Source organism: Saccharopolyspora terrae, from assembly GCF_004348435.1.
Lineage (GTDB): Bacteria > Actinomycetota > Actinomycetes > Mycobacteriales > Pseudonocardiaceae > Saccharopolyspora > Saccharopolyspora endophytica.
On sequence record NZ_SMKS01000075.1, the window covers coordinates 1 to 24,951 of the forward strand.

A 24,951-nucleotide genomic window follows, 5' to 3' on the forward strand; every position below is an offset into this window, starting at 1 on the left:
GTACTCCGGGTTGTGGTCGGGGGTGGGGAGGTGGCGAGGGTGAGGGCGGCTGCGGTGAGGGGACCGGCTGAGAGGAGCAGGGCGCCGAGGTTTCCGAACACCCAGTAGGCGTAGGGACGTTGGGCGAAATCTCCCTGGTGGTAGCGCTGGATCACCAGGTGGTAGCCGTCGAGCCACCAGAACCCGAAGGCGGCGAAGGTGGCGACGACGATCGACGCACCGAACGCGGCGATCAGCAGCGAGCGCCAGGAGCGGTTGACCAGCACAACGGCGAGCGCGATCACGGCCACGAGGGTGAGGCCGTAGCTGAGGAACAGCGCCGATCCCAGCAGCACCCCGCCGAGCAGGGACGGCAGCGCTCGGCGCAGCGCCAGCAGGGCGATGCCGGTCGTGGTGACGCCGGTGAACAGGCCGTCGGCCGACACGCCCATCCACACGGCGCCGGGGAACAGCACCACGAACGGAACCACCGCGCGCGCCGTCCGCTCGTCGTGCAGCGCCTTGACCGTCACCGGTACCGCGACCGCCGCCAGGGCTCCCACCAGCAGCGTCACCACAGACGCCCAGGTGCCGCCGCCGAGCCCGAGCCGGTCCAGCCACGTGTAGACCAGCAGCGCACCCGGCGGGTGGCCCGAGACGTGCACCGTCCAGGAATGGGGCTGCCCCGCGAGGACGTGCTGGGTGAACTCGTCGATCATCGCGGGGATGTCGTGCACCCGGGGCACGTCGTGGAGGTACTCGGTCCAGTCGGTCAACCGCTCGATGATCCCCGCGCGCCACCCGTCCACCAGCGCCAGCGAGACCGTCCACGCCAGGGCCGCCGCGTAGCTCGCGGCCAGCAGCCCGCGCCAGGGCAGCCGGGTCGCCAGCGACGGAGCCCACACGACCACCGCGATCGCCAGCGCGACGGCCAGGGGCGTTTCGGGGCCGACGTGGGGGTTGAGGAAGCCGAAGAGCGGGGCGGCGTCGGCGTGGAGCGGAACGGCGGCGCGGTTGAGCGCGACACCGGCGATCGCCGTGGCGGCGATGACCAGCGCAGCGGTGGCGAGCGCGATCAGCTGCGCGCGGCGGGACGGGGTGGGCACCGCCGTGAAGGTAGTCGCGCACGAGCCCTCGGCCAACGCGCGAGGGGGGTCCGTCAGAACCTCGTAAGAACTCGCCCGGCGTAAGGATTCGGTAAGCGCCGCAGACCTTTTCGGCTCCGTCCACTGTGCGCTTGCATGGGTGTCGTGAACGAAGTCGACGTGGTGCTGCCCTGCCTGGACGAAGCCGCCGCCCTGCCCGGAGTGCTCGCGGCCCTGCCTGACGGGTACCGGGCGCTGGTGGTGGACAACGGATCTCGGGACGGATCCCCGGACATCGCCGCCGCCCGCGGTGCGACGGTGATCGCCGAGCCCCGCCGCGGCTACGGGGCCGCCGTGCACACCGGTCTTCACGCCGCGGTCACCGAGATCGTGTGCTTCGCCGACTGCGACGGTTCCCTGGACCCGGCGGTGCTGCCCGACCTGGTCGCTCGGGTGCGGTCCGGTGCGGACCTGGCGGTGGGACGGCGGGTCCCGGTTACGCCCGCGGCCTGGCCCGCGCACGCTCGCGCGGGCAACGCGCTCATCGCCGCCCTGCTGCGCAGGCGAGGCGTGCCGGTCCACGACATCGCGCCGATCCGCGCCGTCCGGCGTGCTGATCTGCTGAACCTCGACGTCGCCGACCGCGGCTTCGGCTATCCGCTGGAGCTGCTGCTCAAGGCCGGGCGGGCGGGCTGGCGGATCGTCGAGACCGACGTCGAGTACCGGCCGCGCACCGCCGGAACCCGCTCCAAGGTCTCCGGCTCGATGCGCGGCACGCTGCGCGCGACGCGCGACATGGCGCGGGTGCTGCGATGACCGCGCTGCTCGTCGTCGCCAAGGCGCCCGTACCCGGGCTGGCCAAGACCAGGCTGTGCCCTCCCGCCACGCCCGAGCAGGCCGCCGAGCTCGCCGCCGCGAGCCTGCTCGACACCCTCGACGCCGTCCACTCCACCCCCGGAGCGCACCCCGTCGTCGCCCTCACCGGCGACCTCGACGACGCCGCCCGCGCCACCGAACTGCGCGAACGATTCGCACGCGGCACGCTGCTGGGCCAGCGAGGCGAAGGCTTCCCGCAGCGCCTGGCCGCCGCCCACGCCGACACCGCCGCCGCCCACCCGGGACTGCCGGTGCTGCAGATCGGGATGGACACCCCGCAGGTCACCGCGGAGCTGCTCGCCGACGCCTGCCACCGGCTGGTCGGTGCCGACGCCGTCTACGGCCCGGCCGCCGACGGGGGATGGTGGGCCATCGGCTTCCGCGATCCCCGGCTCGCGGGCCTGCTCGCCGACATCCCCACCTCGCGTCCCGACACCGGCCGCCGCACCCTCAACGCGCTGCGCAACGCCGGGTTGCGGGTCAGCGCGCTGTGCGAGCTCGTCGACGTCGACACGATGCACGACGCCCGCGCGGTCGCCTCGGACGTTCCGCGCACCCGCTTCGCCGCAGCGCTGGCCGGGTGCCCGAGGTGAGCGGCGAGTTCGACGCGGCGCTGCGCGGCGGCACGACCACCCTGGAGACCAGCGACGGTTCCGCACGGCCGCTGCCCGGGCACCGCTGGATCTCCCAGCCCGACACCGCCGACCGCCACGTCCTGGCGGCGTGCCGAGGTCCGGTGCTCGACATCGGCTGCGGTCCCGGGAGGCTCGCCGGAGCTCTCACCGGCAGCGGCGTGATGTGCCTGGGCATCGACAGCTCGCCGCTGGCGGTCGAGATGACCCTCGCCCGAGGTGCGATGGCGCTGCGCCGCGACGTGTTCGGCCCGCTGCCGGGCGACGGCAGCTGGCACGAGGCGCTGCTGGTCGACGGCAACATCGGCATCGGCGGCGACCCCACCGCGCTGCTGGCCCGGGTGCGCCGCCTGCTGCGGCCCGGGGGAGTGGCGTGGGTGGAGGTCGAGCCTCCCGGAGCCGGGGTCTGGCGCGGCACCGGACGTGTCGTCGACGCGGGCCGGCGCGGTCGGACCTTCCGCTGGGCGCGCGTCGGTGCCGACGCCATCGCCGCGCTGGCCACCGGTTTCAGCGCACGGGTCGTCGAGGTCGACCGGCGCTGGTTCGCGGCGCTGATCGCCAGGCCTTGACTTGCGGCGACCGGAGCAAGAGCATTCCGCCTCGCGTGGGAAAATGGGTCCAGTGTGGACGATCGGGAGAACGGCACCGTCGAGGATGAATCGGACGTAGGTGTGCAAACTTCCTGTCCCTGCTGTGATTTCGATCCGAACGGCATGATTTTTCGTCCGAATTGCTCGGCATCGTCCCACTGATCTCCGGGGATCCGTTTTTCCATACAGTATTCTGCATCCACTTGTCCGAGCACGGGACAGGGCGCGCAGCGAGCGGTGTGAGGGGACGCGGATGAACTTCCCGGTGTGGGTGTGGGCGGTGACGCTGGTCGCGCTGCTCGGCCTGATCGCGGCCGACCTGCTCGTGGTGGGGCGGCGGCCGCACGCCGTCAGCGTCAAGGAGGCCGGCCTGTGGGTGGCCTTCTACGTCGCGCTCGCGGCCCTCTTCGGCGGGCTGCTGTTCGCCTTCGCCGGGTCCACCAGCGGCGCGGAGTTCTTCGCGGGGTACGTCACCGAGTACAGCCTCTCGGTGGACAACCTGTTCGTCTTCGTGATCATCATGTCGCGCTTCGCGGTGCCCCGCGAGCACCAGCACCGGGTGCTCTACATCGGCATCCTGATCTCCCTGGTGCTGCGCGCGGCGTGCATCGCCGCGGGTGTCGCGGTGCTCGCCGCGTTCAACTGGGTGTTCTACCTCTTCGGCGCGTTCCTGATCTACACCGCGATCAAGGTCGCCCGCGACGCCGGTGGTGACGAGCCCGACGACGAGGGCAGCGGCATGATCCGCGCGCTGCAGCGGTTCGTGCCCACCACCGACACCTACGACGGCGGCAAGATGGTCACCCGCGTCGACGGCAAGCGGATGTTCACGCCGCTGCTGCTGGTCGTGGCCGCGCTCGGGCTGGCGAACGTGATCTTCGCGCTGGACTCGATGCCGGCCATCTTCGGGCTGACCAAGGACGGCTTCATCATCTTCACCGCCAACGCCTTCGCGCTGATGGGGCTGCGGCAGCTCTACTTCGTCATCGGCGGGCTGCTCGACCGGCTGATCTACCTCAGCTACGGGCTGGCGGTCATCCTCGGCTTCATCGGCCTCAAGCTGATCATCGAGGCGCTGCACGGATCGCACGTCGAGGAGATCCACTTCCCGGTCCCCGACATCGGCATCGCGGCTTCGCTGGGCTTCATCGTGCTCACCCTGGCGATCACCACGGTCGCCAGCCTGGCCCGATCCCGCACCACGCGTGCGGAACCGGCGCCCGAACCGGTGACCAGCGGCGCCGAGTCGGAATAAAGCCCGCCGCACGGCGTTGACCGAGCATGGCGCGCAAGTCGCCGGAGAAGCTCCTGGCCGACCACCGGACCGAGGTGCAGCACCGCATCGAGTCGCTGCAGCGGCACCTCACGTCCATCGTCGAGTCGGCGACCTGGACCACCAACGACGACGAGCACGACCCCGAAGGCGTCACCATCGCCTACGAGCGGGCCCAGACCCAGGGCCTGCTGACCGACGCCAAGGCCGAGCTCGAAGCGCTGGACGAGGCCGCCAGGCGCGTCGAGGACGGCACCTACGGGCAGTGCCAGCGCTGCGGCAAGCGCATCACCAAGGAACGCCTCGAAGCCCTGCCCGCGGCCAAGCTGTGCATCCGCTGCACCTCGGCCCGGCGCTGAGTCAGTCCTCGCCGACGGCCAGGCGGGAGAGCCGCGTCGGGGTGGGCCAGCGGACGTGGTGGGCCCAGCCGGCCTTCTCGAACAGCCAGATCACCCGCGCCGAGATGTCGATCTGACCGCGCTGGACGCCGTGGCGCGCGCAGGTCGGGTCCGCGTGGTGCAGGTTGTGCCACGACTCGCCCATGCTCAGGATCGCCAGCGGCCAGAAGTTCGCCGCCTTGTCCCGGCTCTTGAACGGCCGTTCGCCCACCAGGTGGCAGATCGAGTTGACCGACCACGTCACGTGGTGCAGGAACGCCACCCGGACCAGCCCGGCCCAGAAGAACGCGGTCAACGCGCCCCACGCGGTGCCGGTGATCAACCAGCCCATCAGGCCCGGCAGCAGGAACGTCGCGACCGTGAGCGGTCCGAACAGCTTGTGCACCAGCCGCATGTCGGCGTCGGCCAGCAGGTCCGGGACGAAGCGCTCCTGGTTGGTCAGGTCGCGCTCGAACACCCAGCCCATGTGGGCGTGCCAGAACCCGCGCACCAGCGCGGCGGGCGAGGTGCCGAAGGCCCAGGGGGAGTGCGGGTCGCCCTCGCGATCGGCGAAGGCGTGATGCCTGCGGTGGTCGGAGACCCAGTGCATGATCGGTCCCTGCACCGCCATGCTCGCCACCACCGCGAGGGTGATGCGCAGCCACCGCTTCGCGCGGAAGGCCCCGTGGGTGAAGTAGCGGTGGTAGCCGACCGTCACCCCCAGGATGGTCAGCACGTACCAGCCCGCGGCCAGCGCCACGTCCCACCAGTTCAAGCCCCAGCCCCACGCCAGCGGCACGGCGGCCACCAGGGCGAGGAACGGGCCGAGGATGAACACGTACACCGACAGTTGCGGACCCCACGGCCTGCGTCCGGCGAGCATGGGCTTGGGGCCTGCGATCTCAGCTGCGTCCAACTCGAGCTCCTCGCGTAGTTGCGGGGAAATCCCGCCTCGACCACCAAACCCCGAATGCTCTGGTGATCGCAAGAAACGGGATGGCAACCGAGAGTGAACGGCCAACGATTCCGGGGAGGCGTGCGCGGTCTGCGCACACCGCTGGTCCCGGCCTACGTCGCGGACGGTAGCACGGGTGTCGCTCCTGGTCGGACGACCGGATGGCTGCCGGCGCCGATGCTGGGAATCACCGACGAGGAAGGTGAGCAGCGATGGTGACCGAACTACTGATGCAGTGGGGCCCCGGGCCCGGACCCGGCGGCCACGGCGGAGGACCGTTCTGGATCTTCGGCCTGGTGTGGATGGTGCTGATCGCAGCGCTGATCGTCACCGCGATCTACGCGATCCTGCGCAGGACGCGGCGGCCTTCGGCGACCGAGAGCGCGCGGACGATCCTCGCCGAGCGCTACGCGCGAGGCGAGCTCAGCGGTGAGGAGTACCGGGAGCGCCTCGGCGAACTGCGCTGAGCGAGGGGTGCGCGACGTCGCGAGAGGTCGCGCACCCCTGCCCCGCTATCGGGGGATGGGCTCAGGGCCGGTTGAGCTGGTCGGTGAGGTTCCAGGAGCGCCAGGACATCTCACCCGCGTTGGCGTTGATGTCCAGGACCACCGAACCCTTGATGTCGGCCGGGAGCCGCGCGATGGCGGGCAGCGCGTCGGCGGACAGCTCCGCCAGGTACTCGGGGTCGACCTTGCCGGTCTGCTCGAAGCGGGAGACGTTGGCCTCGGCGACCGCGCCCTCCGGGTTGAGCCCGGCCAGCACCAGCAGCGCGCCCATCGCGGTGCCCAGCACCGCCGTGGGCAACCAGTGCGCACGCAGCCGCACGCCCGCCGCGATGATCATCGCGTAGACGACGCCGAGCCAGATCTCGCAGGTCATCACCAGCAGCCGCAGCACCGTGTACCCGTAGGCGTCCTGGTAGGACCACATCCGCGCCAGCGCCGAGCCGACGATCACCAGCGTCAGCACCGCCAGCGCCCCCGCCAGGCCGCGCAGCAGGTTCCGCTCGGCCCGCGTGCGCCTCGGCGCCCAGCGCGCGGCGGCCGCGATCACCGGCAGGGTCAGGATCGTCACCAGCGTCAGCTGCCAGAACCCGTTGCGCGCGTACGAGGAGAACGTCATCCCGGCGCTGTCGCGCACGTGCGCGGGACCGCCGAACAGCGACGCCGCCTGCACGACGATGAACAGCGCGAACAGCGCCACCAGCACGCCGATCGGCACCGCCCACTCCGCTCCGCGCAGCGTGCGCCGCTCACCGCTGGGCGCCTCGAGCGTCGGAGGGCGCAGCGCGGTGAAGGCCGCGCCCAGGGCGAGCAGGGTGAAGGGCGCGAACACGAACGTCGCGCGGAAGAACGTCTCGAAGTCCAGTTCGGGCACGACCGCGTCGGCGATCCGCGCGAAGTTCTCGTCGGCGCCGGCGAACAGCGCACCGAAGATCAGCAGCAACAGCAGCGCGACCAGCACGGACAGGACCATCCGCAGGGCCCGGCTGCCGCGCACCCGGCCGCGCATGCCGCGCGCGGTCCACGGCAGCGCCCGGCAGGCGGCGATCGGCACCGCGACGGCCATCAGCACCAGCTCTCGGACCGCCCGGGCGCGGCTGATCGCCAGCGCCGCCGCGACGACGGAGGTGAGCACGCACAGCGCCGCCAGCCACTCGGCGCTGCGCAGGGCGCACACCGACAGCAGCAGCAGGCCGGTGACCACCCACAGCACCTGCCCGATCCGGACGTCGCGCACGGCGAACAGCAGTGCCGCCGCCGCGCACAGCCCGAACAGCGTCCAGCCGATCCCGGGGCTTTCCAGCGGGAGGAACACCGCTGCGGCGACACCGGTGATCAGCGCTGCGAGCAACGCCCGGGGCGCGCCGTTCTCGGGCCGGGGCCAGAAGGAGTCGAACAACGGCGGTGCCGGGACTTGGTACCGCGAAACGACCGGCGGGGGAGCGATGTGGTCGGACATGTTCCTCCAGAGCGAACCGTGCTTCGCCTGAAGACGTCTCAAGCCCGGCGCGGGTTGCTTCGCGCCGGGCTTGAGGAAGTCGGACCGTCAGTTGTTGCGCGCGGCCTGCCGGGAACCGGGCGCGGAGAGTCGGCCTCGGGCGGTGACCAGCGCTGTGCGCGCGTTGGCGCGCTCGCCGTGGGCGAGGTGCTCCGCGGCGGTGCGCACGGCGGTCGCCGCGTCCTCGGAGACGGCGATCTGCGGATGCTCGTCGAGCAGCCCCACCGCGCGCATCAGTTCCTGGCGGGCGCGGTCAGCCGGGGTGTTCGGCTTGGTCAGCAAGTCGATGAGGGCTGTGTCCACCGCGTCACGAAGGGCCGCCTCGGTCGAGCTGTGCGGTAGTGCAGTCACGGGCCGGGAGTCTATGCGCTGAACGGCACAATGTGCTCGGCCGCTGATCACCCACATGGGTGGATCTCTTTGGTCCGGTGCAACGGTGAGCTGAACGCGACCCGTCATTTGTGCTTCTGGCCAGTCGAATTCGCGGGCCGGAACGAGTCGTCGCGAAATGCTCCCGGGCTGAGCATTTCGCCTGGTTGTGCGGCTTTCAGCACTTCGTCCGCTCTGCGTGTGCCCTAACGCACATTTAGTTGATGTGCGCAACTAACTTGTTACGGTCACGGGGAGTACCGATTTCTGCTCAGCGAGTTCGGCTGAGTGACCGGAACGAATGAGGTTTCCGGGGGAAGCGCGGGAACCGAAAGGGGCGCGAGCGTGACTACTGGCCAGCAATGGGACATCGTGACCAGCGTCGGGCTGACCGCGCTGGGAGTGGCTGCGGCGCGGGCGCTGGAGACCCATCGCGAGGACCGGCTGATGTCGGACCCGTTCGCCGCGGCGTTCGTCAAGGCCGCCGACGCGCCGGCGCCGATGCCCACCTCGCCGGAGGAGGTGGCGCAGCTGCCGGAGGATTCCATCTGGGCCCAGGCCAAGATGGAGGACTACATGGGCGTGCGGTCGCGCTGCTTCGACGACTTCTTCGCCGCGGCGGGCGAGGCCGGTGTCCGGCAGGTGGTGATCCTGGCCTCCGGCCTGGACGCGCGTGCCCACCGCCTGGACTGGGCCGCGGGCACCACCGTCTTCGAGATCGACCAGCCCAAGGTCCTGGAGTTCAAGCAGACCGTCCTCGACGGACTCGGCGCCGCGCCGAAGTGCGCGCACCGGCCGGTGCCGATCGACTTGCGCGAGGACTGGGCCTCGGCGCTGACCGAGGCCGGTTTCGACCCCGAGGTGCCCACCGCGTGGCTGGCCGAGGGCCTGCTGCCCTACCTCCCGCCGGAGGCCGAGCAGCAGCTGCTGATGAGCATCGACCGGCTCTCGACCTCCGGCAGTCGGTTGGCGGTGGAGGACTTCAACGACGTCCGCCGGCTCTTCGAGGACGAGGACCTCGCCGACTTCGGCCAGGAATGGGGCCTGGACATGCGCGACCTGCTGCACTCCGACGATCGCCCCGAGGCCCCGGACGTGCTGCGGGGGCTGGGCTGGAAGACCGAGGTCGAAGGCGCGGAGGCGAAGGCGCGGAGCTACGGCCGCGACCTGAGCGGGATGTTCGGCGAGATGGCCGACGCCAGCCGCTTCGTGGAGGCGCACAAGGCCGCATGAGGTGCGCGGGCCCCGAAACGACCTGTTCGGCAGGTGCTTTCGGGGTCCGTCGCGCACCCCGCGCCGACCGCGCTCACCGCCTACGATCGGGGAGTGGCAGAACAGGACTGGGACGTCGTCAGCGGCATCGGCGTCACCGCGCTGGCGGTGGCCGCCGCGCGCGCGATCGAGAGCTGCCGGGACGACCGGCTCATCAACGACCCCCACGCCCAGACGCTGGTGCGCGCTGCGGGCCAGGGGATGGCGTTCCCGACCACGCCGGAGGAGCTGGCGGCGATCCCCGACGACGGGCGCCGCTGGGCCGAGCGCATCGACCACTACATCGGTGTCCGCTCCCGCTACTTCGACGACTTCTCCGCTCAGGTCACCGAATCCGGCGTGCGCCAGTTCGTGATCCTGGCCGCCGGATTGGACACGCGCGCCTATCGGCTCGACTGGCCCGACGAGACCGCCGTGTTCGAACTGGACCAGCCGAAAGTCCTCCAGTTCAAACGGGAGATCCTCGATCGGGTCGAGTCCGGCTGCGAGCACCGGATGCTGGGAATCGACCTGCGCGAGGACTGGCCTGCCGCGCTGATCGCCGCCGGACTGGACGTCGGCGTTCCCACCGGATGGCTGGCCGAAGGTCTGCTGCCCTACCTGCCGGGCGAGGCGGAACGAGGGCTCCTGCAGGCGATCACCGACCTGTCCGCGCCGGGAAGTCGCTTGGCGGTGGAGGAGTTCCACGACACCAGCAAGATCGCAGGCGACGGGAAGATCTCCGAGTACGGCAAGCAGCAGGGCGTGGACGTCATCGCGATCCTGCACGACGACGGCCGCCCGCCGGTTCCCGACCTGCTGGCGGAGCTGGGCTGGAGCAGCGAAGCCGAGACCAGCGAGGACGCGGCGGTCAGGCTCGGCAGGGACCCCGGGCTGGCGATCGGTCCGATGCTCGAGGTCAGTCGTTTCGTGACCGCCTCGAAACCCGGGTGAAGACGATCACCGCGACCGGGCGGGCATGATCGGAGTAGCCTGGGAATTCGCACTGTCCGCGAGCGAAAACGGGTGAGCTCGGTGTTCCTGACAATTCTCGGCTGGATCGTGTTCGGCCTGATCGCCGGTTTCCTGGCCCGCGCCATCGTGCCGGGCAAGGACGACATCGGCCTGCTGATGACGATCGTCCTCGGCGTCGTGGGTTCTGCCGTCGGCGGTTTCCTGTTCGGCTTGTTCACCGTGGGTCTGCGCGGCTTCCAGCCCGCCGGCTGGATCGGGTCGGTCATCGGCGCGGTGATCGTGCTGGTCATTTACAACAAGGTCACCGGCCGCAAGCGCCGCGTCCGGTCATAGTTTCCGGCCGACGCCGACCAGCCCGGTCATGCGCTCCGGGTTGTCGCCGACCTCCGAGGGGGAGACCGGTCGCCACTGCGGCATGAAGACCAGGCCCGGATCGACCAGCTCGAAGCCCTCGAAGAACTCGCCGATCTCCGCTCGCGAGCGGAACGTCAGAGGAGTGGCGGTCCGCTGCTTGTAGAGGTCGGCGTGTTCGCCGGCGACGTCCGGGCGCCCCTCGTCGGTGGCGTGCGAGATGCACAGGAAGCTGCCCGGCGCCAACGCGTCCCGGTACCGCGCGATCATCTCGCGAGGTGCGGATTCGTCGCCGATGAAGTGCAGCAGCGCCACCATCATCACCGCCACCGGCTGGTCCAGGTCGAGCAGCGCGGTGACCTCGTCGGAGGCCAGGACGGCTTCGGGATCGCGGGCGTCGGCGCGCACGATGTCGGCGTCGGCGTTGTCGGCCAGCAACGTCTTGCTGTAGGCCACGGCGACGGGGTCGGTGTCGACGTAGACGACGCGGCTGCCGGGCGCCGCCAGCTGCGCCACCTCGTGCACGTTGCCCACCGTCGGGATGCCCGAGCCCAGGTCGAGGAACTGCCGGACGCCCTGGTCGACGCAGCAGTGCACCGCGCGTCGCAGGAAAGCGCGGTTGGCCTGCATGATCTGCGGCAGCTCCGGCCACATCGCGATCGCCTCGTCGCCCATCTTGCGGTCCACGGCGAAGTTGTGGCTGCCGCCGAGGTAGTAGTCGTACACCCGCGCGGCGTTGGGCTTGTCCAGGTCGACTTCGTTGGGCTCGGACATCGCAGACCTCCTCACGGCTGGGCGGGGCCACCGCCCAGCCGTGATGGTAGAGGTCGGCCACCCCGATCCGGGGTCAAGCAGCGGCCACGGTTCGGTTGCTGAGCCGTACCACCGCCGCCAAGGCCACGAGGGCGACCGCCGCGCCCGCGGTCATGATGACCGCCATCGCGGGCCCGTCGTTGCCCAGCACTCCGACCAGCGGCGCGATCAGCGCGCCGAGCCCGAACTGGCAGGCGCCCAGCAGTGCCGCGGCGGTGCCCGCGGCCTCGCCGTGCCGCCCCAGCGCCAGCGCCGGGGCGTTGGGCATCACGAAGCCCATCGACCCCAGGACCAGCCACAACGGCACCAGGAATCCGACCAGCCCGCCGATGCCGGTGGTGGTCAGGGCGATCATCACCAGCCCGGAGGCGGTGGCCACGATCAGGGAGGTCACCACGATCTGCATCGTGGTGAACCGGTTGAGCAGCACGACGTTGAGCTGCGAGGCGCCGATCAGCGCCACGGCACCCGCTCCGAACACCAGCCCGAACGCCTGCTGGTTGAGCCCGTACTGCTCCTGCAGCACGAACGAGGAACCAGACACGTAGGAGAACAGCGCCGTCATCGCCAGCGCGGCCACGATCAGCAGCAGCACGAACTCGCGGTCGGTGAGCAGCTTGCCGTAGGTCTTGAGCACGGGCGCGAAGTGCGGTTCCTGCCTGCGCTGCGGCGGCAGCGACTCCGGCAGCGCGAGCACCGCCAGCACCAGCAGGGCGGCACCGAGCGCGGCCAGCACGCCGAAGACCCCGCGCCACGAGGTCGACAGCAGCACCGCGCCGCCCAGCGTCGGCGCCAGGATCGGTGCGATGCCCATGACCAGGATCAGCCGCGAGAGCGCGGTGGCGGCGGCCCGCCCGGACCACAGGTCGCGCACCACGGCCATCGCGACCACCATCGCCGCGGCCGCCCCGACTCCCTGCACCACGCGCAGCCCGCCGAGCACGGCGACGTTCGGCGCGATGAGGCAGGCCAGCGAGGCGAGGATGTGCAACGCGGTGCCTGCGATGAGCGGCTTGCGGCGTCCGACGACGTCGGAGAGCGGGCCGATCAGCAGTTGTCCCAGCCCCAGGCCGAGCAGCGTCCCGGTGAGGGTGAGCTGCACGGTGGAGTCGGGAGCCCCCAGGTCCGCGCCGATGGAGGGCAGCGCGGGCAGGTACATGTCGATGGTCAGCGGCCCCAGGGCGATCAGCGCCCCGAGCACCACGATGATGCGCAGTCGCTCCAGCCCGGTCGGTTCGTCGGCGCGGACATCGCTCGTCCGGGCCGGCGCCGCCGGGGATTGCACAGCAACGTCTTCCATCGCTTCCTTCCGGAAATGTCGTCCAGTACCCGACGTAGAGCGTGGTGGAAGCCGCTTTTGTTCCGGAGAAATCCGGAATTCGCTGTGATGCGGATCACGGATCGTGGATTGGTGCTCCATTGTGGACGGATATTCCCGGAATTGATTACCGTTGCGTGAATTCCGGGGTTCCGCGCGGGCTGCCCGGGCCCGGCGGACCCGGGCAGCCGTTCGCTCAGTGCTGGGTGAGCATCGTGCGCATGGAGTCGATCTCGGCCTGCTGGCTGATCATGATCTCCCGCGCCATCTGCTGGGCGTCGGGGAAACGACCCTTCTCCACCTCGGTCCGGGCCATCTCGACCGCGCCTTCGTGGTGCTTGATCATCAGCATCAGGAACTTCTGGTCGAACTCGGGGCCCTTGGTCTGGCCGAGGCTCGCCATCTCGTCGGTGGACATCATTCCGGTCATCGAGTGACCGCCATGTCCGCCGTGTCCTCCATGCCCGGACTGCTGGGCGTTCCAGTCGCGAAGCCAGCCGTTCAGCTTGTCGATCTCGGGGCCCTGCGCCGCCTCGATCCGGGCGGCCAGGTCCTTGACCTGCTGGGATCCGGCGTTCTGCGCGGCCATCCTGGACATCTCGATGGCCTGCTCGTGGTGCGGCAACATGCCTTGGGCGAACATCACGTCGACGTCGTTGTGCGCGGGTGCGGTCTGAGCGGGCGGAGCCGCCGGAACGGGGGTCTCCGCCTGGCCGCAGCCGGCGAGGAAGGACAGGGACAGGGCGGCGCCGAGCACAGCGGCGCCCGTGCGGGCGTGCTTCATCGCGAATTACCTCGTCTTCGAATTGGCGTGATCGGGCGTGACCGGGTGGGACCGGTCCGCGGGCCGATCAGCGCCGGAGTACGCAGAGTGCGGCGAGCCGCCGAGGTAATGGATCCGGAGGTCGCGCCCGTTGCAGTGTGCGCCGGATCCGGGAGAGGAACATCTCGGCCGTGACGACGGCGGCCAGGCGCAGCCGCGGGGCCAGCAGCACGAGGAAGCTCGCGGCGACCGCCAGGCACAGGTGCAGCGCGTCGTGCCCGTCGGGCGCGGCGTCGTCGGAGGCCTGGACCTGGGCGTGCGCGCTGATGGTGTGCTGGGCGTGGTGCGCGTCGTGCTGCGCGGGCACGTGGTGCATGAGCACCACGCCGAGAGCTAGGGCCACCAGCAGGGCCCAGCGGAACGCTCCGGTGCGCACGGGCAGGTCCGTCAGGACTTCACCAGGCGCGCGATGGCGTCGCTGGCCTCGCGGATCTTGGCGTCCGCCTGCTCGCCGCCCTCGGACATCGCCTCGGTGACGCAGTGCTTGAGGTGCTCGTCGAGTAGCCCCAGCGCGACGGCCTGCAGCGCCTTGGTGGTGGCCGAGACCTGGGTGAGCACGTCGATGCAGTACTCGTCGTCGTCGATCATGCGCGCGAGCCCGCGCACCTGACCCTCGATGCGACGCAGTCGCTTGGCGTAGTCGTCCTTGTTGTGGGCGTAGCCGTGCATCGAATTACCTCCCCTGGGTCGGTGGACCCACCACCTTTATACCCCAGGGGGGTAGTTGTGGCCAGTCAGAGGAACTCGCTGCGCGCGGCCGGCTTCTCCGTCGCCGTCCCGCGCTGCTCGGCCCGGCGCATCCACAGCCAGCCGCCGAGCTGGACGAGCGCCGCACCACCGGTCAGCGCCACGGCGATGAGGGCGTACGACGGCCAGCCGTTGATCACGCCCAGGGCCACCGCCACGGCGAAGAACAGCAGCGTGCGCACCAGCAGGATGCCGAGTTGGCTCTTGGTCACGGCCTGACCACCTCCGGCCCCGAGTCTAGGCGGGGTCCCGGCGGCGTCCGTCCGGGCGTGCGTCATTGACGCTGCGTGTCGGCCTGCTTACTTTTGATGACGGCCGTGCTCACATCGAACGGAGCGTCGGATGACCGAACCGCTGGGGCCGGATTCGTTGATGTGGCGCTACTTCGGTGACTGGCGCGGGTTGCTGCTGGCGCTGTGGGCCGGGTCGATGCAGAACATGCACCCGCAGCTGGGCGCGGGCGTGGAGGAGCACTCGGAGTTCTTCGACGAGCGCTGGGAGCGGCTCTACCGATCGCTGTACCCGATCGGCGGCGTGGTCTACGACGGCCCGCGCGCGGCGGAGACGGCGAAGCTGGTCCGCGGCTTCCACAACGGCATCAAGGGCGTCGACGTGCGCGGCAGGCCCTACCACGCGCTCAACCCGGAGACGTTCTTCTGGGCGCACGCGACGTTCCTGGTGATGCCGATCCTGATCAACGACCGCCTGGGCAAGCCCCTGACCGAGGAGCAGAAGGCGCAGGTCTACGCCGAGGGCGTGCAGTGGTACCGGCTCTACGGCATGAGCATGCGCCCGGTCCCGCCGGACTGGCCGAGCTTCCAGCGCTACTGGGACCACATGTGCCGGGACGTGCTGGAGGTCAACAAGGCGACCCTCGACGTCCGCGACCTCTCCCGCATCGGCAGGCCGCCGCTGATGAGGTGGCTGCCTGAACCCGCGTGGCGGTGGGTGCGGCCGCCCACCGCGCGGCTCATGCACTGGCTGACGACCGGCTGCTACGACCCGCCGATCCGCGAGAAGCTCGGCCTGCGCTGGACCCGCCGCGACGAACTCCTCCTCACGGTCGTCGGCCGGGTCTTCGCCGCGGTCTGGAGCCTCGTCCCGTTCAAGCTCCGCTTCCACCCGCGCGCCAGGGCGGCCTGGCACAGGGCGGAAGGCCGCCTCCCCGCCGACGCCCCGCTGGTAGAAACACCACCCCGCAACTACCCACCACCCGACAAGCGCGACGACCCGAAGCACTACTTCCCGGGCCCACGTCACCTGACGGGGTGAGGGATGTCGAATTTCGCGCGAAATTCGAGGCCGAAACTTCGCGGTCGAATTTCGCGCGAAATTCGAAAGGGCTGGTCAGCGCCAGTGGCGGTCGAGCTTGGCGACGTCGGGAGCCGTCCGGGGGCGGTCCGGCTGGGCGGCCCAGCGGATGCCGTTGGCGAGCACCCGGCGGATCTCCGGCTGGTGGTAGACGGGGTAGCGCTGATCGCCGGGGCTGAAGTAGAAGATCCGGCCGTGACCCCGGAAGAACGTCACGCCCGACCGGAACACCTCACCGCCGTCGAAGGACGAGATGAAGATCAGCTCGTCCGGCGCGGGGATGTCGAAGAACTCGCTGTAGGTCTCCTGCTCCGGGATGACCAGCGGGTTCGGCACGCCCTCGGTGATCGGGTGGTGCGGGGCGACCGTCCACACCAGCTCCTGCTCGGCCGCGTCCCGCCACCCCAGCGAGCAGGTCGTGCCCAGCAGCCGTTGGAAGATCTTCGAGAAGTGCCCGGAGTGCAGCACCAGCAGCCCCATCCCGCCCAGGACGTGCCGCTGCACCCGGTCCACCACCGCCTCGTCGACCTGACCGTGCGCGCGGTGGCCCCACCACAGCAGCACGTCGGTGTCGGCCAGCACCTCCTCGGGCAGCCCGTGCTCCGGGTCGGCCAGCAGGGCGGTGCGCACCGAGGCTTCCGGCAGTCCGTGCCGGATCCCCTCGGCGAGGGCGCCGTGGATGCCGTCCGGGTAGATCTCGGCCATCACCGGCGGGTCCTGCTCGGCCTCGTGCACGCCCTCGTTCCAGACCGTGATGCGCAGACCGCTCACGCGACCGCCACCTCCCGCTTCTCGGCGGCCGAGAGGTAGCAGGCGTCGATGACCTCCGCGCGGCGCAGCGCCTGCGAGCCGTCGTTGTCCGGCCACTCCTGCGGAGAACCCAGCAGCCGCACGAAGTTCTCCACCACCGCGGCGTGCGCGCGCCCGGGTTCGGCGGTGGGCTGGTAGTCGGCGATCTCGCCGTCGACGTCCCGGTACACGTGCAGGTCACCGACCTGCGCCTTGGTGGCGCCCACCGCCCTGAGCTCGGCGCCGCCCTCGGTGCCCAGGACGCTGAAGTCGATGAGGTCGGTGGGATTGCGGAACGCCGCCCACGAGGTCTCCAGCACCAACGTCCCGCCCCCTTCGAGCCGGATGAACGCCGAGGCGAAGTCCTCCACCTCGAAACCGCCCTTGGCCTGGGCGGTTTCCCACTTCATGCCGCCGATGTTGCGCGGACCCAGCTCGGCGTAGGTCACTGCGCTCACCGACTCCACCTTCGGCTCGCCGAGCAGGAAGAGCGCGTAGTCCAGCACGTGCACGCCGATGTCGGCCAGCGGCCCGCCACCGGCCATCTCGCGGTTGGTGAACCAGCTGCCGATCTTGGGGATGCCGCGCCGCCGCATCCAGGACGCCTTGGCGTAGTAGGGCCGTCCGAGCTCGCCGCTCTGGATGATCCCGCCGAGGGTCTGGATGTCGCCGCGCAGCCGGTGGTTGAACGCCACGTCGAGCACCCGGCCGGCCGAACGCGCCGCGTCGACCATCTGCCGGCCCTCGATGCCGTTGCGGGCCAACGGCTTCTCGCTGAGCACGTGCAGCCCGCGCTTGAGCGCGGCGACGGCGATCGGGGCGTGCAGGAAGTTGGGCACCGCGATGCTCACCGCGTCCAGCTCCGGCAGCTCGACGAGCTGCTCCCAGCTCTCGAACAGGTGCGGTGCGCCGTACTGCTCGCCGAGCGAGGCCAGCATGTCGGCCTCCTGCCCGGCGATCGCCACGATCTCAACGTTGGGCAGCGCCTGGTAGGAGGCGAGATGCTGCTGCCCCGCCCAGCCGACGCCGACGACTCCGACCCGGAACGTGGGGTCACTCATCAAGGGACTCCTTCTTCTGCGGTGGCTTCAGCCCTTGATCGCGCCGGCGGTCAGACCGGCCACGATGCGCTTCTGGAAGACCAGCACGAGTACCAGCAGTGGCAGCGTGACGAGCACGGAGGCCGCGCTGATAGTGCCGATCGGGTGGTCGAAATCGCTCGTTCCGGAGAAGTAGGCGATGGCGACCGGAACGGTCCGGGCCTCCGGCGTGGAGGTGAGCGTGACCGCCAGCAGGAATTCGTTCCACACCGAGATGAACACCAGGATCGCCGTGGTGGCGATGCCGGGCACGGCCAGCGGCAGGATCACCGCGCGGAACGCGGTGAACGGGCTCGCCCCGTCGATCAGCGCGGATTCCTCCAGCTCGAACGGGATCTCGCGGAAGAACGAGGTGAGCACGAAGATCGCCATCGGCAGCGCGAAGGTCAACTTCGGGATGATCAGCCCGGCGAGGGTGTCGTAGAGGCCGATGTCGCGCCAGATCGTGAACATCGGCGCGGCGATGGCGATCACCGGGAACGTCGTCACCGACAGCACCAGTCCGAGGATGATGCCCTTGGGCGGCAGCTTCAGCCGCGCCAGCGCGTAGGCGGCGAACGAGGCCAGCAGCAGCGCCAGCGAGGTCGTCACCACCCCGACCACCAGCGAATTGCCCAGCGCCGTCAGGAAGTCCTCGTCGGCCAGCACTTCCAGGTAGTTCCGCAGCGACGGCGAACCGGGCACAAGAGAACCCGAGGACAGCTCGGCGCCGGTCTTGAGCGAGGTGTTGACCAGCCAGTAGAACGGCACCAGCGAGGCCAGCATCACCAGCAGCGCGAACAGCAGGACCACGGGGCGGCTCATGACTTCTCCTCCGCGACGTCGCGAATGTTGCCGCCTGCGAAGCGGATGTAGACTAGCGACACGGCCATGACCGTGATGAAGGTCAGGATCGACAGCGCCGATCCCTGTCCGATCAGCCGCTGCTCGCGCAGCTCCTGGTAGGCGATCATGGACATGGTCTCGGTGCCGTTGGAGCCCTTGGTCAGCACGAACGGCAGGTCGAAGATCCGCAGTGCGTCGAGCAACCGGAAGATCGCCGCCAGCGCGATCGCCGGGCGCAGCAGCGGCAGCGTGACCCGCCAGAACGTCTGCCAGCGGCTGGCCCCGTCCAGGTCCGCCGCCTCGTAGACGTCGCCGGGGATGACCTGCAACCCGGCCAGCACCAGCAGCGCGACGAACGGCGCGGTCTTCCACACGTCCGCCGCGATGATCACGGCCATCGCGTAACCGGGTTCGGCCAGCCACACCTGCTCGCCGCCGGGCAGGCCGAGGGCGCGCAGCAGGCCGGTGACCAGGCCGAGGTTGGACTCGAACATGGCCTGCCAGGTGATGGCGGAGACCACCGTCAGCACCGCGTAGGGCACCAGCAGCACCGAGCGCAGCAGGCCGCGGCCCCGGAACGCGACGTTGAGCAGCAGCGCCATCGCCACCCCGATGAGCACTTCGAGCGCGACGGAGGTGAAGGCGAACAGGAAGGTCTGCCCGAACGCCCGCCACCACTGCTCGGAGATCAGCGCGTTCCAGTAGTGGGTCAGGCCGACGAAGTGCGACAGACCCGCCCGCCGGACGCTGTAGACGTTGAGCGACAACCAGACCGCGTAGCCGATCGGCACCGCCGCCACCAGGAACATGATCACCAGCGCGGGGGAGACCATCCACACCGCGGTGCGCCGCTGCTGGGCGTCGACGCGGCTCATCAGAAGGTCTCCTGCGCGGACTCGACGTCCGCCGCCATCTTCCGGACGCCCGACTCGACGTCGGTCTGCCCGGAGATCACCTCGTAGGCGTTGTCGTAGATCGCTCGCGACACCTGCGCGTACACCGGCGAGCGCGGACGCGGTTTCGCGTGCAGCAGCGATTCCTTGAGCTGCGGGATGAACGGCAGCTCGGCGCGGACCTCGGGGTCGTCGTAGAGCGCGGCGAACACCGGGGCCTGGGCGGTGCGCAGCACCATCTTCTTCTGGAACTCCGCGCTGGTCGCGTAGTCGATGAGCGCGACCGCCGCGCCGGGGTCGTCGGACTTGGCGGCGATGGCGAGGTTCCAGCCGCCGAGCACCGCGGCCGGCCGGCTGCCCTCGTCGAATGCGGGCAACGCCGCCGCTCTGGTGACCGGTCCCGCCGAGGTCTCGCTGATCAGCTTGTGCGCGCTGGGCCACTGGCGCAGGTACCCGGCCGCCCCGGACTCGTAGGCGCGGCGGGCGTAGTCCTCGTCGTAGGTCAGGCAGGCGCGGTCGATCGCCCCGGAGTCCACGCCCTGCGCCATCAAGTGCAGCACCGCGCGGGTCTGCGGCGAGTCGACGGTGACCCGGCCGGAGTCGTCGATCACCGATCCCCCGGCGGAGTAGAGCAGTTCCAGGAAGTTCGCGGTGAGGCCCTCGTAGCGCTTGGCCTGCATCTGCACCCGCTTCGAGCGGTCCTGCCCGGCCTGGGCGTAGACCTCGCGCCAGGTCGTGGGCGGCGGGACCCGGTCAGCGCGGTAGAACAGCAGTCCGGCGTTGGTGTAGAAGGGGACTGCCCAGTCGCGCCCGGCGTAGCGCACCGTTTCCAACGTCGACGGCATCAGCTCGTCGCGGTGCCGTTCGGTGAGCCTGCTGTGGTCGAGCAACCAGCCCTGCGTCGCCCACTCGCTGGTCCAGGTCACGTCGGTCAGGTAGATGTCGCACTCCGACGACCCGCCTTCGAGCCGCTGCAACGCCTGCGCGCGGGTGGAGTCGGTGTCCTGGCCGATCTCGACGTAGCGGGCGCTGAGCCCGCCACCGCGCGCGTTGAACTCCTGGGTGAGGTGCTCGAAGACTCCGGTGTCGCGGACCCCGCAGATGGTGACCTCACCGCGAGCGCCGTGGGCCGATCCGGGCTCTGCGACGGGGACCTGCGGTGCGTGCTCGCCCGGTGGTGCCGCCGGGGGAGCGCTCGCGCAGCCGCTGAGGGCCAGCGCCGCGAAGGCGACGGCGGCCCAGGGCCGGGATGAAGGCATGGCGTGTCTCCGCTTCGCGGTTCGTCGGCGGTGATCCGGGACGAACCCGGTCACCGGTCGAACGGCGGCGTGAGACGATCACATGGTTGCGGCGCGGTCACCGGGTGTCAAGGCATCTCGCGCACCAGCCGGTGAATCCCCTCCGGGGACAGCACGTTCTCGATCCCCGCCACCACCGCGCCCGCCAGTCCCGCCGAGCGGCCCAGCGTGCTGTTGGCCAGCGACAGGTGCCGGGTCGCCAGCGGCAGCGCCCGGCGGTAGACGACGCTGCGGATCCCGGCGAGCAGGTCGTCGCCGACCGAGGTGATCAGTCCACCTAGGACGATCCGCTTCGGGTTGTAGAAGTGCACCAGCATCGCCACCACCTCGCCGATGGTCGCCGCGGCGGCCCGAATCCTGCGGATGGCCAGCGCATCGCCGTCGCGCAGCAGCCGTGCCAAGTCCTCTATCGTCTCCGGCCCGCCCGACTCGGCGCGCAGCCCGCGCAGCACCGCGTCAGCCGAGGCCACCGCCTCCACGCAGCCGACGTTGCCGCACTGGCAGATCACGTCGTCGGCGCCGGGCACCCGGATGTGCCCGATGTCGCCGGCCGCTCCGTCGGAACCGCGGTGCAGCTCGCCGGTCGCCGAGACGATGCCGCCGCCGATCCCGGTGCCGATCTTGAGGAACAGCAGCGGGGACTCCTCGGCGGGCAGCGCGCGGGCCTCGCCGAGGGCCATCAGGTTCACGTCGTTGTCGACCGAGGCCGTGCAGTCGAAGCGGTCGGCCATCGTGTCGCCCACCGGGAAGCCGTCCCAGCCGGGCATGATCGGCGGCCGCACCGGCATGCCCATGCGCGGATCGACCGGGCCGGGAAGCCCCATCACCAGCGCTTTGACCTCGTCCGCGGCGACGTCGGTGCTGCGCAGCAGGTCCCGCAGGTGCTCGGTGAGCACGTCGAGCGCCTTCTCCGGGCCGACCGAGAGGTCCAGCGCCACCTGCGTCTCGGCGAGCAGGTCCTGGCCGAGGTCGGCCACCGCCAGCCGGGTGCTGTGGGCGCCGACGTCGGCGGCGAGCACGACCCCGGCGCGCGGGGCGATCGCCAGCCGGTGCGCGGGACGTCCCCGGCCGCCTCCGCTGAGCGCGCCGCGCTCGGCGACGAGCCCGGCGGCGATGAGCGCGTCCAGGTGGCTGTTGACGGTGGAGCGGGCCAGGCCGGTGTGCTTGACCAGCTCGGCGCGGCTCTCCGCCGTGCCGGAGGCGATCAGCCTGGTCAGCACGCTGAGCACCAGGTTCGCGTCAGCGCGCCCGGACGTCCTCGGCACCGTCAACCGGACCGGATCCCATCCCACGGTCGCCCCCTCTGCCGGATTTACCGCCTATTTATGACCGAAAAAAAAATAAATTGTAGCTCTTGTCGGCATAAATGTGGGGTCCTAGCGTGAGTGAAGACGAAAATCGGGCGTGAGACACCCGTCGTTGACATCGGAACCGACCGAGGGAGGCAAGCGCGTGAGTCCTGGGAGCACCAGGCGCGGCGCTGCGATCGTGGGCGCCGGGATGATCGGCGAGGTGCACCGCCGCTCCGCGCTGCTCGCCGGCGCTGAGATCACCGGAGTGCTGGCGTCCACGCCGCAGCGTTCGCTGGAGAAGGCGGGGGAGTGGAGCGTCTGCGCGTTCGCCTCCTTCGACGAGGTCCTCGCCGACGACCGCGTCGACGTGGTGCACATCTGCACCCCCAACGCCACCCACGCGCCGTTCGCCGAAGCCGCGCTCGCCGCGGGCAAGCACGTGATCTGCGAGAAGCCGCTGGGGATCTCGCTGGAGGAGGCCGAGCGGATGGCCGCGGCCGCCAGCGCGAGCGGCCTCGTCGCCACCGTGCCCTTCGTCTACCGCTACCACCCGCTGGTCCGCGAGATCCGGGCCCGGCGGCAGGCAGGCGAGTTCGGCGACTGGCACCTGCTGCACGGCAGCTACCTGCAGGACTGGATGCTCGACCCGGACGCCTCCGGGTGGCGCGTCGACCCCGACCAGGGCGGGGTGTCGCGCGCCTTCGCCGACATCGGCTCGCACTGGTGCGACCTCGTGCAGTGGGTGTCGGGGGAGACCTTCACCGACGTCTTCGCCGAGTTCTCCATCGCCGTGCCCACCCGCCCGGCCGCCGGGGGAGCCAGCTTCAGCGGGCCCAGCGGCGACACCGGCGAGCGGGTCGCGGTGCGCACCGAGGACACCGCGGCGCTGCTGCTGCAAACCGGCACCGGCGTGCTCGCCTCGGCCACGATCTCGCAGGTCGCAGCGGGCCGGAAGAACCGGTTGTGGTTCGAGCTCGACGGTTCCGGCGGCAGCGCGGTGTTCGACCAGGAGAACCCCGAGCAGATCTGGCTCGGCGGCGCGGAGAGCAACCGCGTCCTGACGCGCGACATCGGCACCGGGTCGGCCGAGCAGCGCAGGCTCTCCAAGCTGCCCGCCGGGCACGCGCAGGGCTATGCCGACTGCTTCGACGCGTTCGTCGCCGACACCTACGCGGCGATCGACGGCGGAGACCCCGAAGGGCTCCCCACTTTCACCGACGGACTCCGCTCGGCCCGGCTGGTCGACGCGGTCGTGCGCGCATCCGGAAACGGCTCCTGGACGAAGGTGTGATGATGCGACTCGGAATGCTCACCGCTTGCCTCCCGCAGTGGACGCTGGAGCAGTGCGCCGGCTGGGCCAAGATCAACGGCTACGAGGCCCTGGAGGTCGCCGTCTGGCCGGGCACCGGCGGTCGCGACTTCGAAGCGGCCCACCTGCCGGTCGCCGAGTTCGGCCCCGAGCAGGTCGACGAGACCAAGGACCTCTTCCAGCGCTACGGCCTGGAGCTGTCGGCGTTCGCCTACTACGAGAACAACCTGCACCCCGATCCCGCGCGCCGCGAGGAGATCCGCACCCACCTCAAGCACTCCATCGACGCCGCCCAGGCGCTCGGCGTGGGCTACGTGGGGACGTTCATCGGCCGCGACTGGACCAAGTCCGTCGCCGACAACCTCGCCGAAGGGCAGCGGGTGCTGCCCGAACTCGTCGACTACGCCGGTGAGCGCGGCGTGAAGCTCATCGTCGAGAACTGCGTCATGGAGGGCTGGCACCCCGACGGCTACCCCGGCAACCTGGCCTACTCGCCGGAGCTGTGGGAGTGGATGTTCTCGCTGGGCTTCTACCTCAACTGGGACCCCTCGCACCTGACCTGGATCGGGATCGACCCGGTGGAGACCATCGCGCCCTACATCGACCGGATCGCGCACGCCCAAGCCAAGGACGTCGAGCTCGACCCGGCGGCGCGCAACCGCTACGGCTTCTTCGGCAAGGTCGACAAGGGCGGCAACCCCTGGGACATGGGCTGGTGGCGCTACCGCGTGCCCGGGCTCGGCCAGGTCGACTGGCCGAAGGTCGTCGACCGGCTCTACGAGCACGGGTTCACCGGCACGCTGTCGGTCGAGCACGAGGACCCCGTCTGGGGCGGTGACGACGAACGCATCACGCAGGGCCTGCGCATCGCCCAGCGCACCCTCCGGCCGTTGATCGTGGGTTGATTCCCTCCCTGAAGGGGTGAGGTCCTTGCCGACACTGTCCGTTCAGCTCTACAGCGTCCGCGACCAGCTGGCCGCCGACCAGCCCGCGACGCTGGCCCGCCTGGCCGAGATCGGCTTCCGCTACGTCGAACCGTTCGGGCTCGGCTCGCTGGCCAAGACACAGGCCGAACGGCTGGCCTCCACCCGCAAGCTGCGCGCCGACCTCGACGCCGCCGGACTGGCGGTCTCGGCGACCCACGCCGCCCTGCCGAGCGTGGCGGAACTGGCCGAGGAGTGCGCCGAGCTCGGCGCCGGCACGGCGTTCATCCCGCACCCGCGCCAGATCCCGGGATTCGGCGAGGACACCTTCACCGACACCGCGGCCCTCGACGCCTTCGCCGACGCCCTCGGCCAAGCCGCCGCCGACGCCCCGGACGGTCTGCGGCTCGGCTACCACAACCACTGGTTCGAGTGGGCCGAGCTGCCCGGCGGTCCCGCCTACGACCGCCTGTGGCAGCGCACCCTCCCGCAGGTCCTCGCCGAGCTGGACGTCTACTGGGCGATCGCGGCCGGAGCCGACCCCACCCAGATCCTGAACGCGCTCGGCCCCCGCGCGGTGGCGGTCCACCTCAAAGACGGCCCGGCCACCCGGGACACACCCCAAACCCCCCTGGGCACGGGAGCGCTGAACGTCCCCGCCGTCCTCAAGTCCGTCGCCGAAACCCCCTGGCACGTAGCGGAAATCGACACCACGGACCACGATCCCCACACGCTCCTCGCCACCAACGCCTCCCTCCTCCACTCCCACGGATCCACCTTCACCTGACCCCGCAGA

General features: G+C 70.6%; 29 protein-coding genes. 13 read left to right on the plus strand and 16 right to left on the minus strand.

Features of this window, described 5'->3' with window-relative positions:
* On the minus strand, positions 1-1,085 hold a 1,085-nt coding region (locus E1181_RS27080), incomplete at its 3' end, for a hypothetical protein (protein ID WP_132679072.1).
* Positions 1,086-1,220: 135 nt separating this feature from the next.
* On the opposite strand from E1181_RS27080, the gene E1181_RS27085 reads away from it, so the two are divergent.
* From E1181_RS27085 to E1181_RS27105, 5 genes are all read left to right on the plus strand, one after another.
* Positions 1,221-1,880: a glycosyltransferase family 2 protein gene (locus tag E1181_RS27085; protein ID WP_132679074.1), complete on the plus strand. Its 660-nt coding sequence runs from the start codon at positions 1,221-1,223 to the stop codon at positions 1,878-1,880.
* Positions 1,877-2,533: a TIGR04282 family arsenosugar biosynthesis glycosyltransferase gene (locus E1181_RS27090; RefSeq protein ID WP_132679076.1), complete on the plus strand. Its 657-nt coding sequence runs from the start codon at positions 1,877-1,879 to the stop codon at positions 2,531-2,533. Before E1181_RS27085 ends, E1181_RS27090 begins: the two co-directional genes overlap by 4 nt.
* Positions 2,530-3,141: a methyltransferase domain-containing protein gene (locus E1181_RS27095; RefSeq protein WP_132679078.1), complete on the plus strand. Its 612-nt coding sequence runs from the start codon at positions 2,530-2,532 to the stop codon at positions 3,139-3,141. Before E1181_RS27090 ends, E1181_RS27095 begins: the two co-directional genes overlap by 4 nt.
* Positions 3,142-3,415: 274 nt before the next feature.
* Positions 3,416-4,417, plus strand: a complete 1,002-nt coding sequence (locus E1181_RS27100) for a TerC family protein (protein ID WP_132679080.1) — start codon at positions 3,416-3,418, stop codon at positions 4,415-4,417.
* A gap of 26 nt (positions 4,418-4,443) precedes the next feature.
* On the plus strand, positions 4,444-4,794 hold the full coding sequence (locus E1181_RS27105; protein WP_132679082.1) for a TraR/DksA family transcriptional regulator: 351 nt from the start codon (positions 4,444-4,446) through the stop codon (positions 4,792-4,794).
* A 1-nt stretch (position 4,795) separates the two neighbouring features.
* Here E1181_RS27105 and E1181_RS27110 read toward each other — a convergent pair whose 3' ends face one another.
* On the minus strand, positions 4,796-5,695 hold the full coding sequence (locus E1181_RS27110; protein WP_132679122.1) for an acyl-CoA desaturase: 900 nt from the start codon (positions 5,693-5,695) through the stop codon (positions 4,796-4,798).
* A 284-nt stretch (positions 5,696-5,979) separates the two neighbouring features.
* Between E1181_RS27110 and E1181_RS32355 the strand changes: the two genes are divergently transcribed.
* Positions 5,980-6,234, plus strand: coding sequence for an SHOCT domain-containing protein (locus E1181_RS32355; protein ID WP_235877079.1), 255 nt, complete (start codon positions 5,980-5,982; stop codon positions 6,232-6,234).
* A 61-nt stretch (positions 6,235-6,295) separates the two neighbouring features.
* On the opposite strand, the gene E1181_RS27120 is transcribed toward E1181_RS32355, so the two are convergent.
* Positions 6,296-7,729, minus strand: a complete 1,434-nt coding sequence (locus tag E1181_RS27120; protein WP_235877080.1) for a DUF4153 domain-containing protein — start codon at positions 7,727-7,729, stop codon at positions 6,296-6,298.
* Positions 7,730-7,816: 87 nt separating this feature from the next.
* Complete coding sequence (locus E1181_RS27125; RefSeq protein ID WP_132679084.1) at positions 7,817-8,119, minus strand: hypothetical protein; 303 nt, start codon at positions 8,117-8,119, stop codon at positions 7,817-7,819.
* Between the two features lie 363 nt (positions 8,120-8,482).
* On the opposite strand from E1181_RS27125, the gene E1181_RS27130 reads away from it, so the two are divergent.
* The 3 genes from E1181_RS27130 to E1181_RS27140 all read left to right on the plus strand — a co-directional run bounded on the left by E1181_RS27130 (position 8,483) and on the right by E1181_RS27140 (position 10,696).
* Positions 8,483-9,370, plus strand: coding sequence for a class I SAM-dependent methyltransferase (locus E1181_RS27130; protein ID WP_132679086.1), 888 nt, complete (start codon positions 8,483-8,485; stop codon positions 9,368-9,370).
* A gap of 93 nt (positions 9,371-9,463) precedes the next feature.
* Positions 9,464-10,342, plus strand: coding sequence for an SAM-dependent methyltransferase (locus E1181_RS27135; protein ID WP_132679087.1), 879 nt, complete (start codon positions 9,464-9,466; stop codon positions 10,340-10,342).
* A gap of 81 nt (positions 10,343-10,423) precedes the next feature.
* Entirely contained in the window at positions 10,424-10,696 is a 273-nt protein-coding gene (locus E1181_RS27140; RefSeq protein WP_132679089.1) for a GlsB/YeaQ/YmgE family stress response membrane protein, read from the plus strand.
* Here E1181_RS27140 and E1181_RS27145 read toward each other — a convergent pair.
* The 6 genes from E1181_RS27145 to E1181_RS27170 all read right to left on the minus strand — a co-directional run bounded on the left by E1181_RS27145 (position 10,691) and on the right by E1181_RS27170 (position 14,627).
* Positions 10,691-11,488, minus strand: a complete 798-nt coding sequence (locus tag E1181_RS27145) for an SAM-dependent methyltransferase (protein ID WP_132679091.1) — start codon at positions 11,486-11,488, stop codon at positions 10,691-10,693. The genes E1181_RS27140 and E1181_RS27145 overlap by 6 nt on opposite strands.
* A gap of 73 nt (positions 11,489-11,561) precedes the next feature.
* Positions 11,562-12,827, minus strand: a complete 1,266-nt coding sequence (locus E1181_RS27150; protein WP_132679093.1) for a multidrug effflux MFS transporter — start codon at positions 12,825-12,827, stop codon at positions 11,562-11,564.
* Between the two features lie 214 nt (positions 12,828-13,041).
* On the minus strand, positions 13,042-13,629 hold the full coding sequence (locus tag E1181_RS27155) for a DUF305 domain-containing protein (RefSeq protein WP_132679095.1): 588 nt from the start codon (positions 13,627-13,629) through the stop codon (positions 13,042-13,044).
* Between the two features lie 67 nt (positions 13,630-13,696).
* On the minus strand, positions 13,697-14,044 hold the full coding sequence (locus E1181_RS27160; RefSeq protein ID WP_132679097.1) for a DUF6153 family protein: 348 nt from the start codon (positions 14,042-14,044) through the stop codon (positions 13,697-13,699).
* Positions 14,045-14,055: 11 nt separating this feature from the next.
* Positions 14,056-14,337 (minus strand): metal-sensitive transcriptional regulator, encoded by a 282-nt coding sequence (locus E1181_RS27165; RefSeq protein WP_132679099.1) that lies wholly within the window; start codon positions 14,335-14,337, stop codon positions 14,056-14,058.
* A 65-nt stretch (positions 14,338-14,402) separates the two neighbouring features.
* Entirely contained in the window at positions 14,403-14,627 is a 225-nt protein-coding gene (locus E1181_RS27170) for a hypothetical protein (protein WP_132679101.1), read from the minus strand.
* 130 nt (positions 14,628-14,757) lie between these two features.
* Between E1181_RS27170 and E1181_RS27175 the strand changes: the two genes are divergently transcribed.
* Positions 14,758-15,687, plus strand: a complete 930-nt coding sequence (locus E1181_RS27175) for an oxygenase MpaB family protein (RefSeq protein ID WP_132679103.1) — start codon at positions 14,758-14,760, stop codon at positions 15,685-15,687.
* Between the two features lie 75 nt (positions 15,688-15,762).
* Here the strand turns inward: E1181_RS27175 and E1181_RS27180 are convergent, their stop codons facing one another.
* The 6 genes from E1181_RS27180 to E1181_RS27205 form a co-directional block, all read right to left on the minus strand.
* Entirely contained in the window at positions 15,763-16,497 is a 735-nt protein-coding gene (locus E1181_RS27180) for a ThuA domain-containing protein (RefSeq protein ID WP_132679105.1), read from the minus strand.
* Positions 16,494-17,576, minus strand: coding sequence for a Gfo/Idh/MocA family protein (locus E1181_RS27185; protein ID WP_132679106.1), 1,083 nt, complete (start codon positions 17,574-17,576; stop codon positions 16,494-16,496). Before E1181_RS27185 ends, E1181_RS27180 begins: the two co-directional genes overlap by 4 nt.
* A gap of 27 nt (positions 17,577-17,603) precedes the next feature.
* Entirely contained in the window at positions 17,604-18,419 is an 816-nt protein-coding gene (locus tag E1181_RS27190; RefSeq protein WP_132679108.1) for a carbohydrate ABC transporter permease, read from the minus strand.
* A complete protein-coding gene (locus E1181_RS27195) occupies positions 18,416-19,315 on the minus strand; it encodes a carbohydrate ABC transporter permease (RefSeq protein WP_132679110.1) in 900 nt (299 codons plus the stop codon). The genes E1181_RS27190 and E1181_RS27195 overlap by 4 nt, the downstream gene beginning before the upstream one ends.
* Positions 19,315-20,592, minus strand: coding sequence for an ABC transporter substrate-binding protein (locus E1181_RS27200; RefSeq protein ID WP_132679112.1), 1,278 nt, complete (start codon positions 20,590-20,592; stop codon positions 19,315-19,317). Before E1181_RS27200 ends, E1181_RS27195 begins: the two co-directional genes overlap by 1 nt.
* A 107-nt stretch (positions 20,593-20,699) precedes the next feature.
* A complete protein-coding gene (locus E1181_RS27205) occupies positions 20,700-21,923 on the minus strand; it encodes an ROK family transcriptional regulator (RefSeq protein ID WP_132679114.1) in 1,224 nt (407 codons plus the stop codon).
* 160 nt (positions 21,924-22,083) lie between these two features.
* Between E1181_RS27205 and E1181_RS27210 the strand changes: the two genes are divergently transcribed.
* The 3 genes from E1181_RS27210 to E1181_RS27220 are packed head-to-tail and all read left to right on the plus strand — an operon-like array spanning position 22,084 to position 24,942.
* Positions 22,084-23,214: a Gfo/Idh/MocA family protein gene (locus E1181_RS27210; protein ID WP_132679116.1), complete on the plus strand. Its 1,131-nt coding sequence runs from the start codon at positions 22,084-22,086 to the stop codon at positions 23,212-23,214.
* A complete protein-coding gene (locus E1181_RS27215) occupies positions 23,214-24,137 on the plus strand; it encodes a sugar phosphate isomerase/epimerase family protein (protein ID WP_235877081.1) in 924 nt (307 codons plus the stop codon). The genes E1181_RS27210 and E1181_RS27215 overlap by 1 nt, the downstream gene beginning before the upstream one ends.
* Before the next feature lie 25 nt (positions 24,138-24,162).
* Positions 24,163-24,942 (plus strand): sugar phosphate isomerase/epimerase family protein, encoded by a 780-nt coding sequence (locus E1181_RS27220; protein WP_132679120.1) that lies wholly within the window; start codon positions 24,163-24,165, stop codon positions 24,940-24,942.
* The last annotated feature ends 9 nt before the right edge of the window (positions 24,943-24,951 follow it).

What these genes read in the sequence shown, in the direction of transcription:
- E1181_RS27100 (WP_132679080.1), top strand. Translation starts at nt 3,416, where the DNA reads ATGAACTTCCCGGTGTGGGTGTGGGCGGTGACGCTGGTCGCGCTGCTC.
- E1181_RS27175 (WP_132679103.1), top strand. Translation starts at nt 14,758, where the DNA reads ATGACCGAACCGCTGGGGCCGGATTCGTTGATGTGGCGCTACTTCGGT.
- E1181_RS27090 (WP_132679076.1), top strand. Translation starts at nt 1,877, where the DNA reads ATGACCGCGCTGCTCGTCGTCGCCAAGGCGCCCGTACCCGGGCTGGCC.
- E1181_RS27190 (WP_132679108.1), bottom strand. Translation starts at nt 18,419, where the DNA reads ATGAGCCGCCCCGTGGTCCTGCTGTTCGCGCTGCTGGTGATGCTGGCC.
- E1181_RS27200 (WP_132679112.1), bottom strand. Translation starts at nt 20,592, where the DNA reads ATGCCTTCATCCCGGCCCTGGGCCGCCGTCGCCTTCGCGGCGCTGGCC.
- E1181_RS27110 (WP_132679122.1), bottom strand. Translation starts at nt 5,695, where the DNA reads ATGCTCGCCGGACGCAGGCCGTGGGGTCCGCAACTGTCGGTGTACGTG.
- E1181_RS27085 (WP_132679074.1), top strand. Translation starts at nt 1,221, where the DNA reads ATGGGTGTCGTGAACGAAGTCGACGTGGTGCTGCCCTGCCTGGACGAA.
- E1181_RS27185 (WP_132679106.1), bottom strand. Translation starts at nt 17,576, where the DNA reads ATGAGTGACCCCACGTTCCGGGTCGGAGTCGTCGGCGTCGGCTGGGCG.
- E1181_RS27155 (WP_132679095.1), bottom strand. Translation starts at nt 13,629, where the DNA reads ATGAAGCACGCCCGCACGGGCGCCGCTGTGCTCGGCGCCGCCCTGTCC.
- E1181_RS27215 (WP_235877081.1), top strand. Translation starts at nt 23,214, where the DNA reads ATGATGCGACTCGGAATGCTCACCGCTTGCCTCCCGCAGTGGACGCTG.
- E1181_RS27105 (WP_132679082.1), top strand. Translation starts at nt 4,444, where the DNA reads ATGGCGCGCAAGTCGCCGGAGAAGCTCCTGGCCGACCACCGGACCGAG.
- E1181_RS27150 (WP_132679093.1), bottom strand. Translation starts at nt 12,827, where the DNA reads ATGGAAGACGTTGCTGTGCAATCCCCGGCGGCGCCGGCCCGGACGAGC.
- E1181_RS27165 (WP_132679099.1), bottom strand. Translation starts at nt 14,337, where the DNA reads ATGCACGGCTACGCCCACAACAAGGACGACTACGCCAAGCGACTGCGT.
- E1181_RS27120 (WP_235877080.1), bottom strand. Translation starts at nt 7,729, where the DNA reads ATGTCCGACCACATCGCTCCCCCGCCGGTCGTTTCGCGGTACCAAGTC.
- E1181_RS32355 (WP_235877079.1), top strand. Translation starts at nt 5,980, where the DNA reads ATGGTGACCGAACTACTGATGCAGTGGGGCCCCGGGCCCGGACCCGGC.
- E1181_RS27195 (WP_132679110.1), bottom strand. Translation starts at nt 19,315, where the DNA reads ATGAGCCGCGTCGACGCCCAGCAGCGGCGCACCGCGGTGTGGATGGTC.
- E1181_RS27145 (WP_132679091.1), bottom strand. Translation starts at nt 11,488, where the DNA reads ATGTCCGAGCCCAACGAAGTCGACCTGGACAAGCCCAACGCCGCGCGG.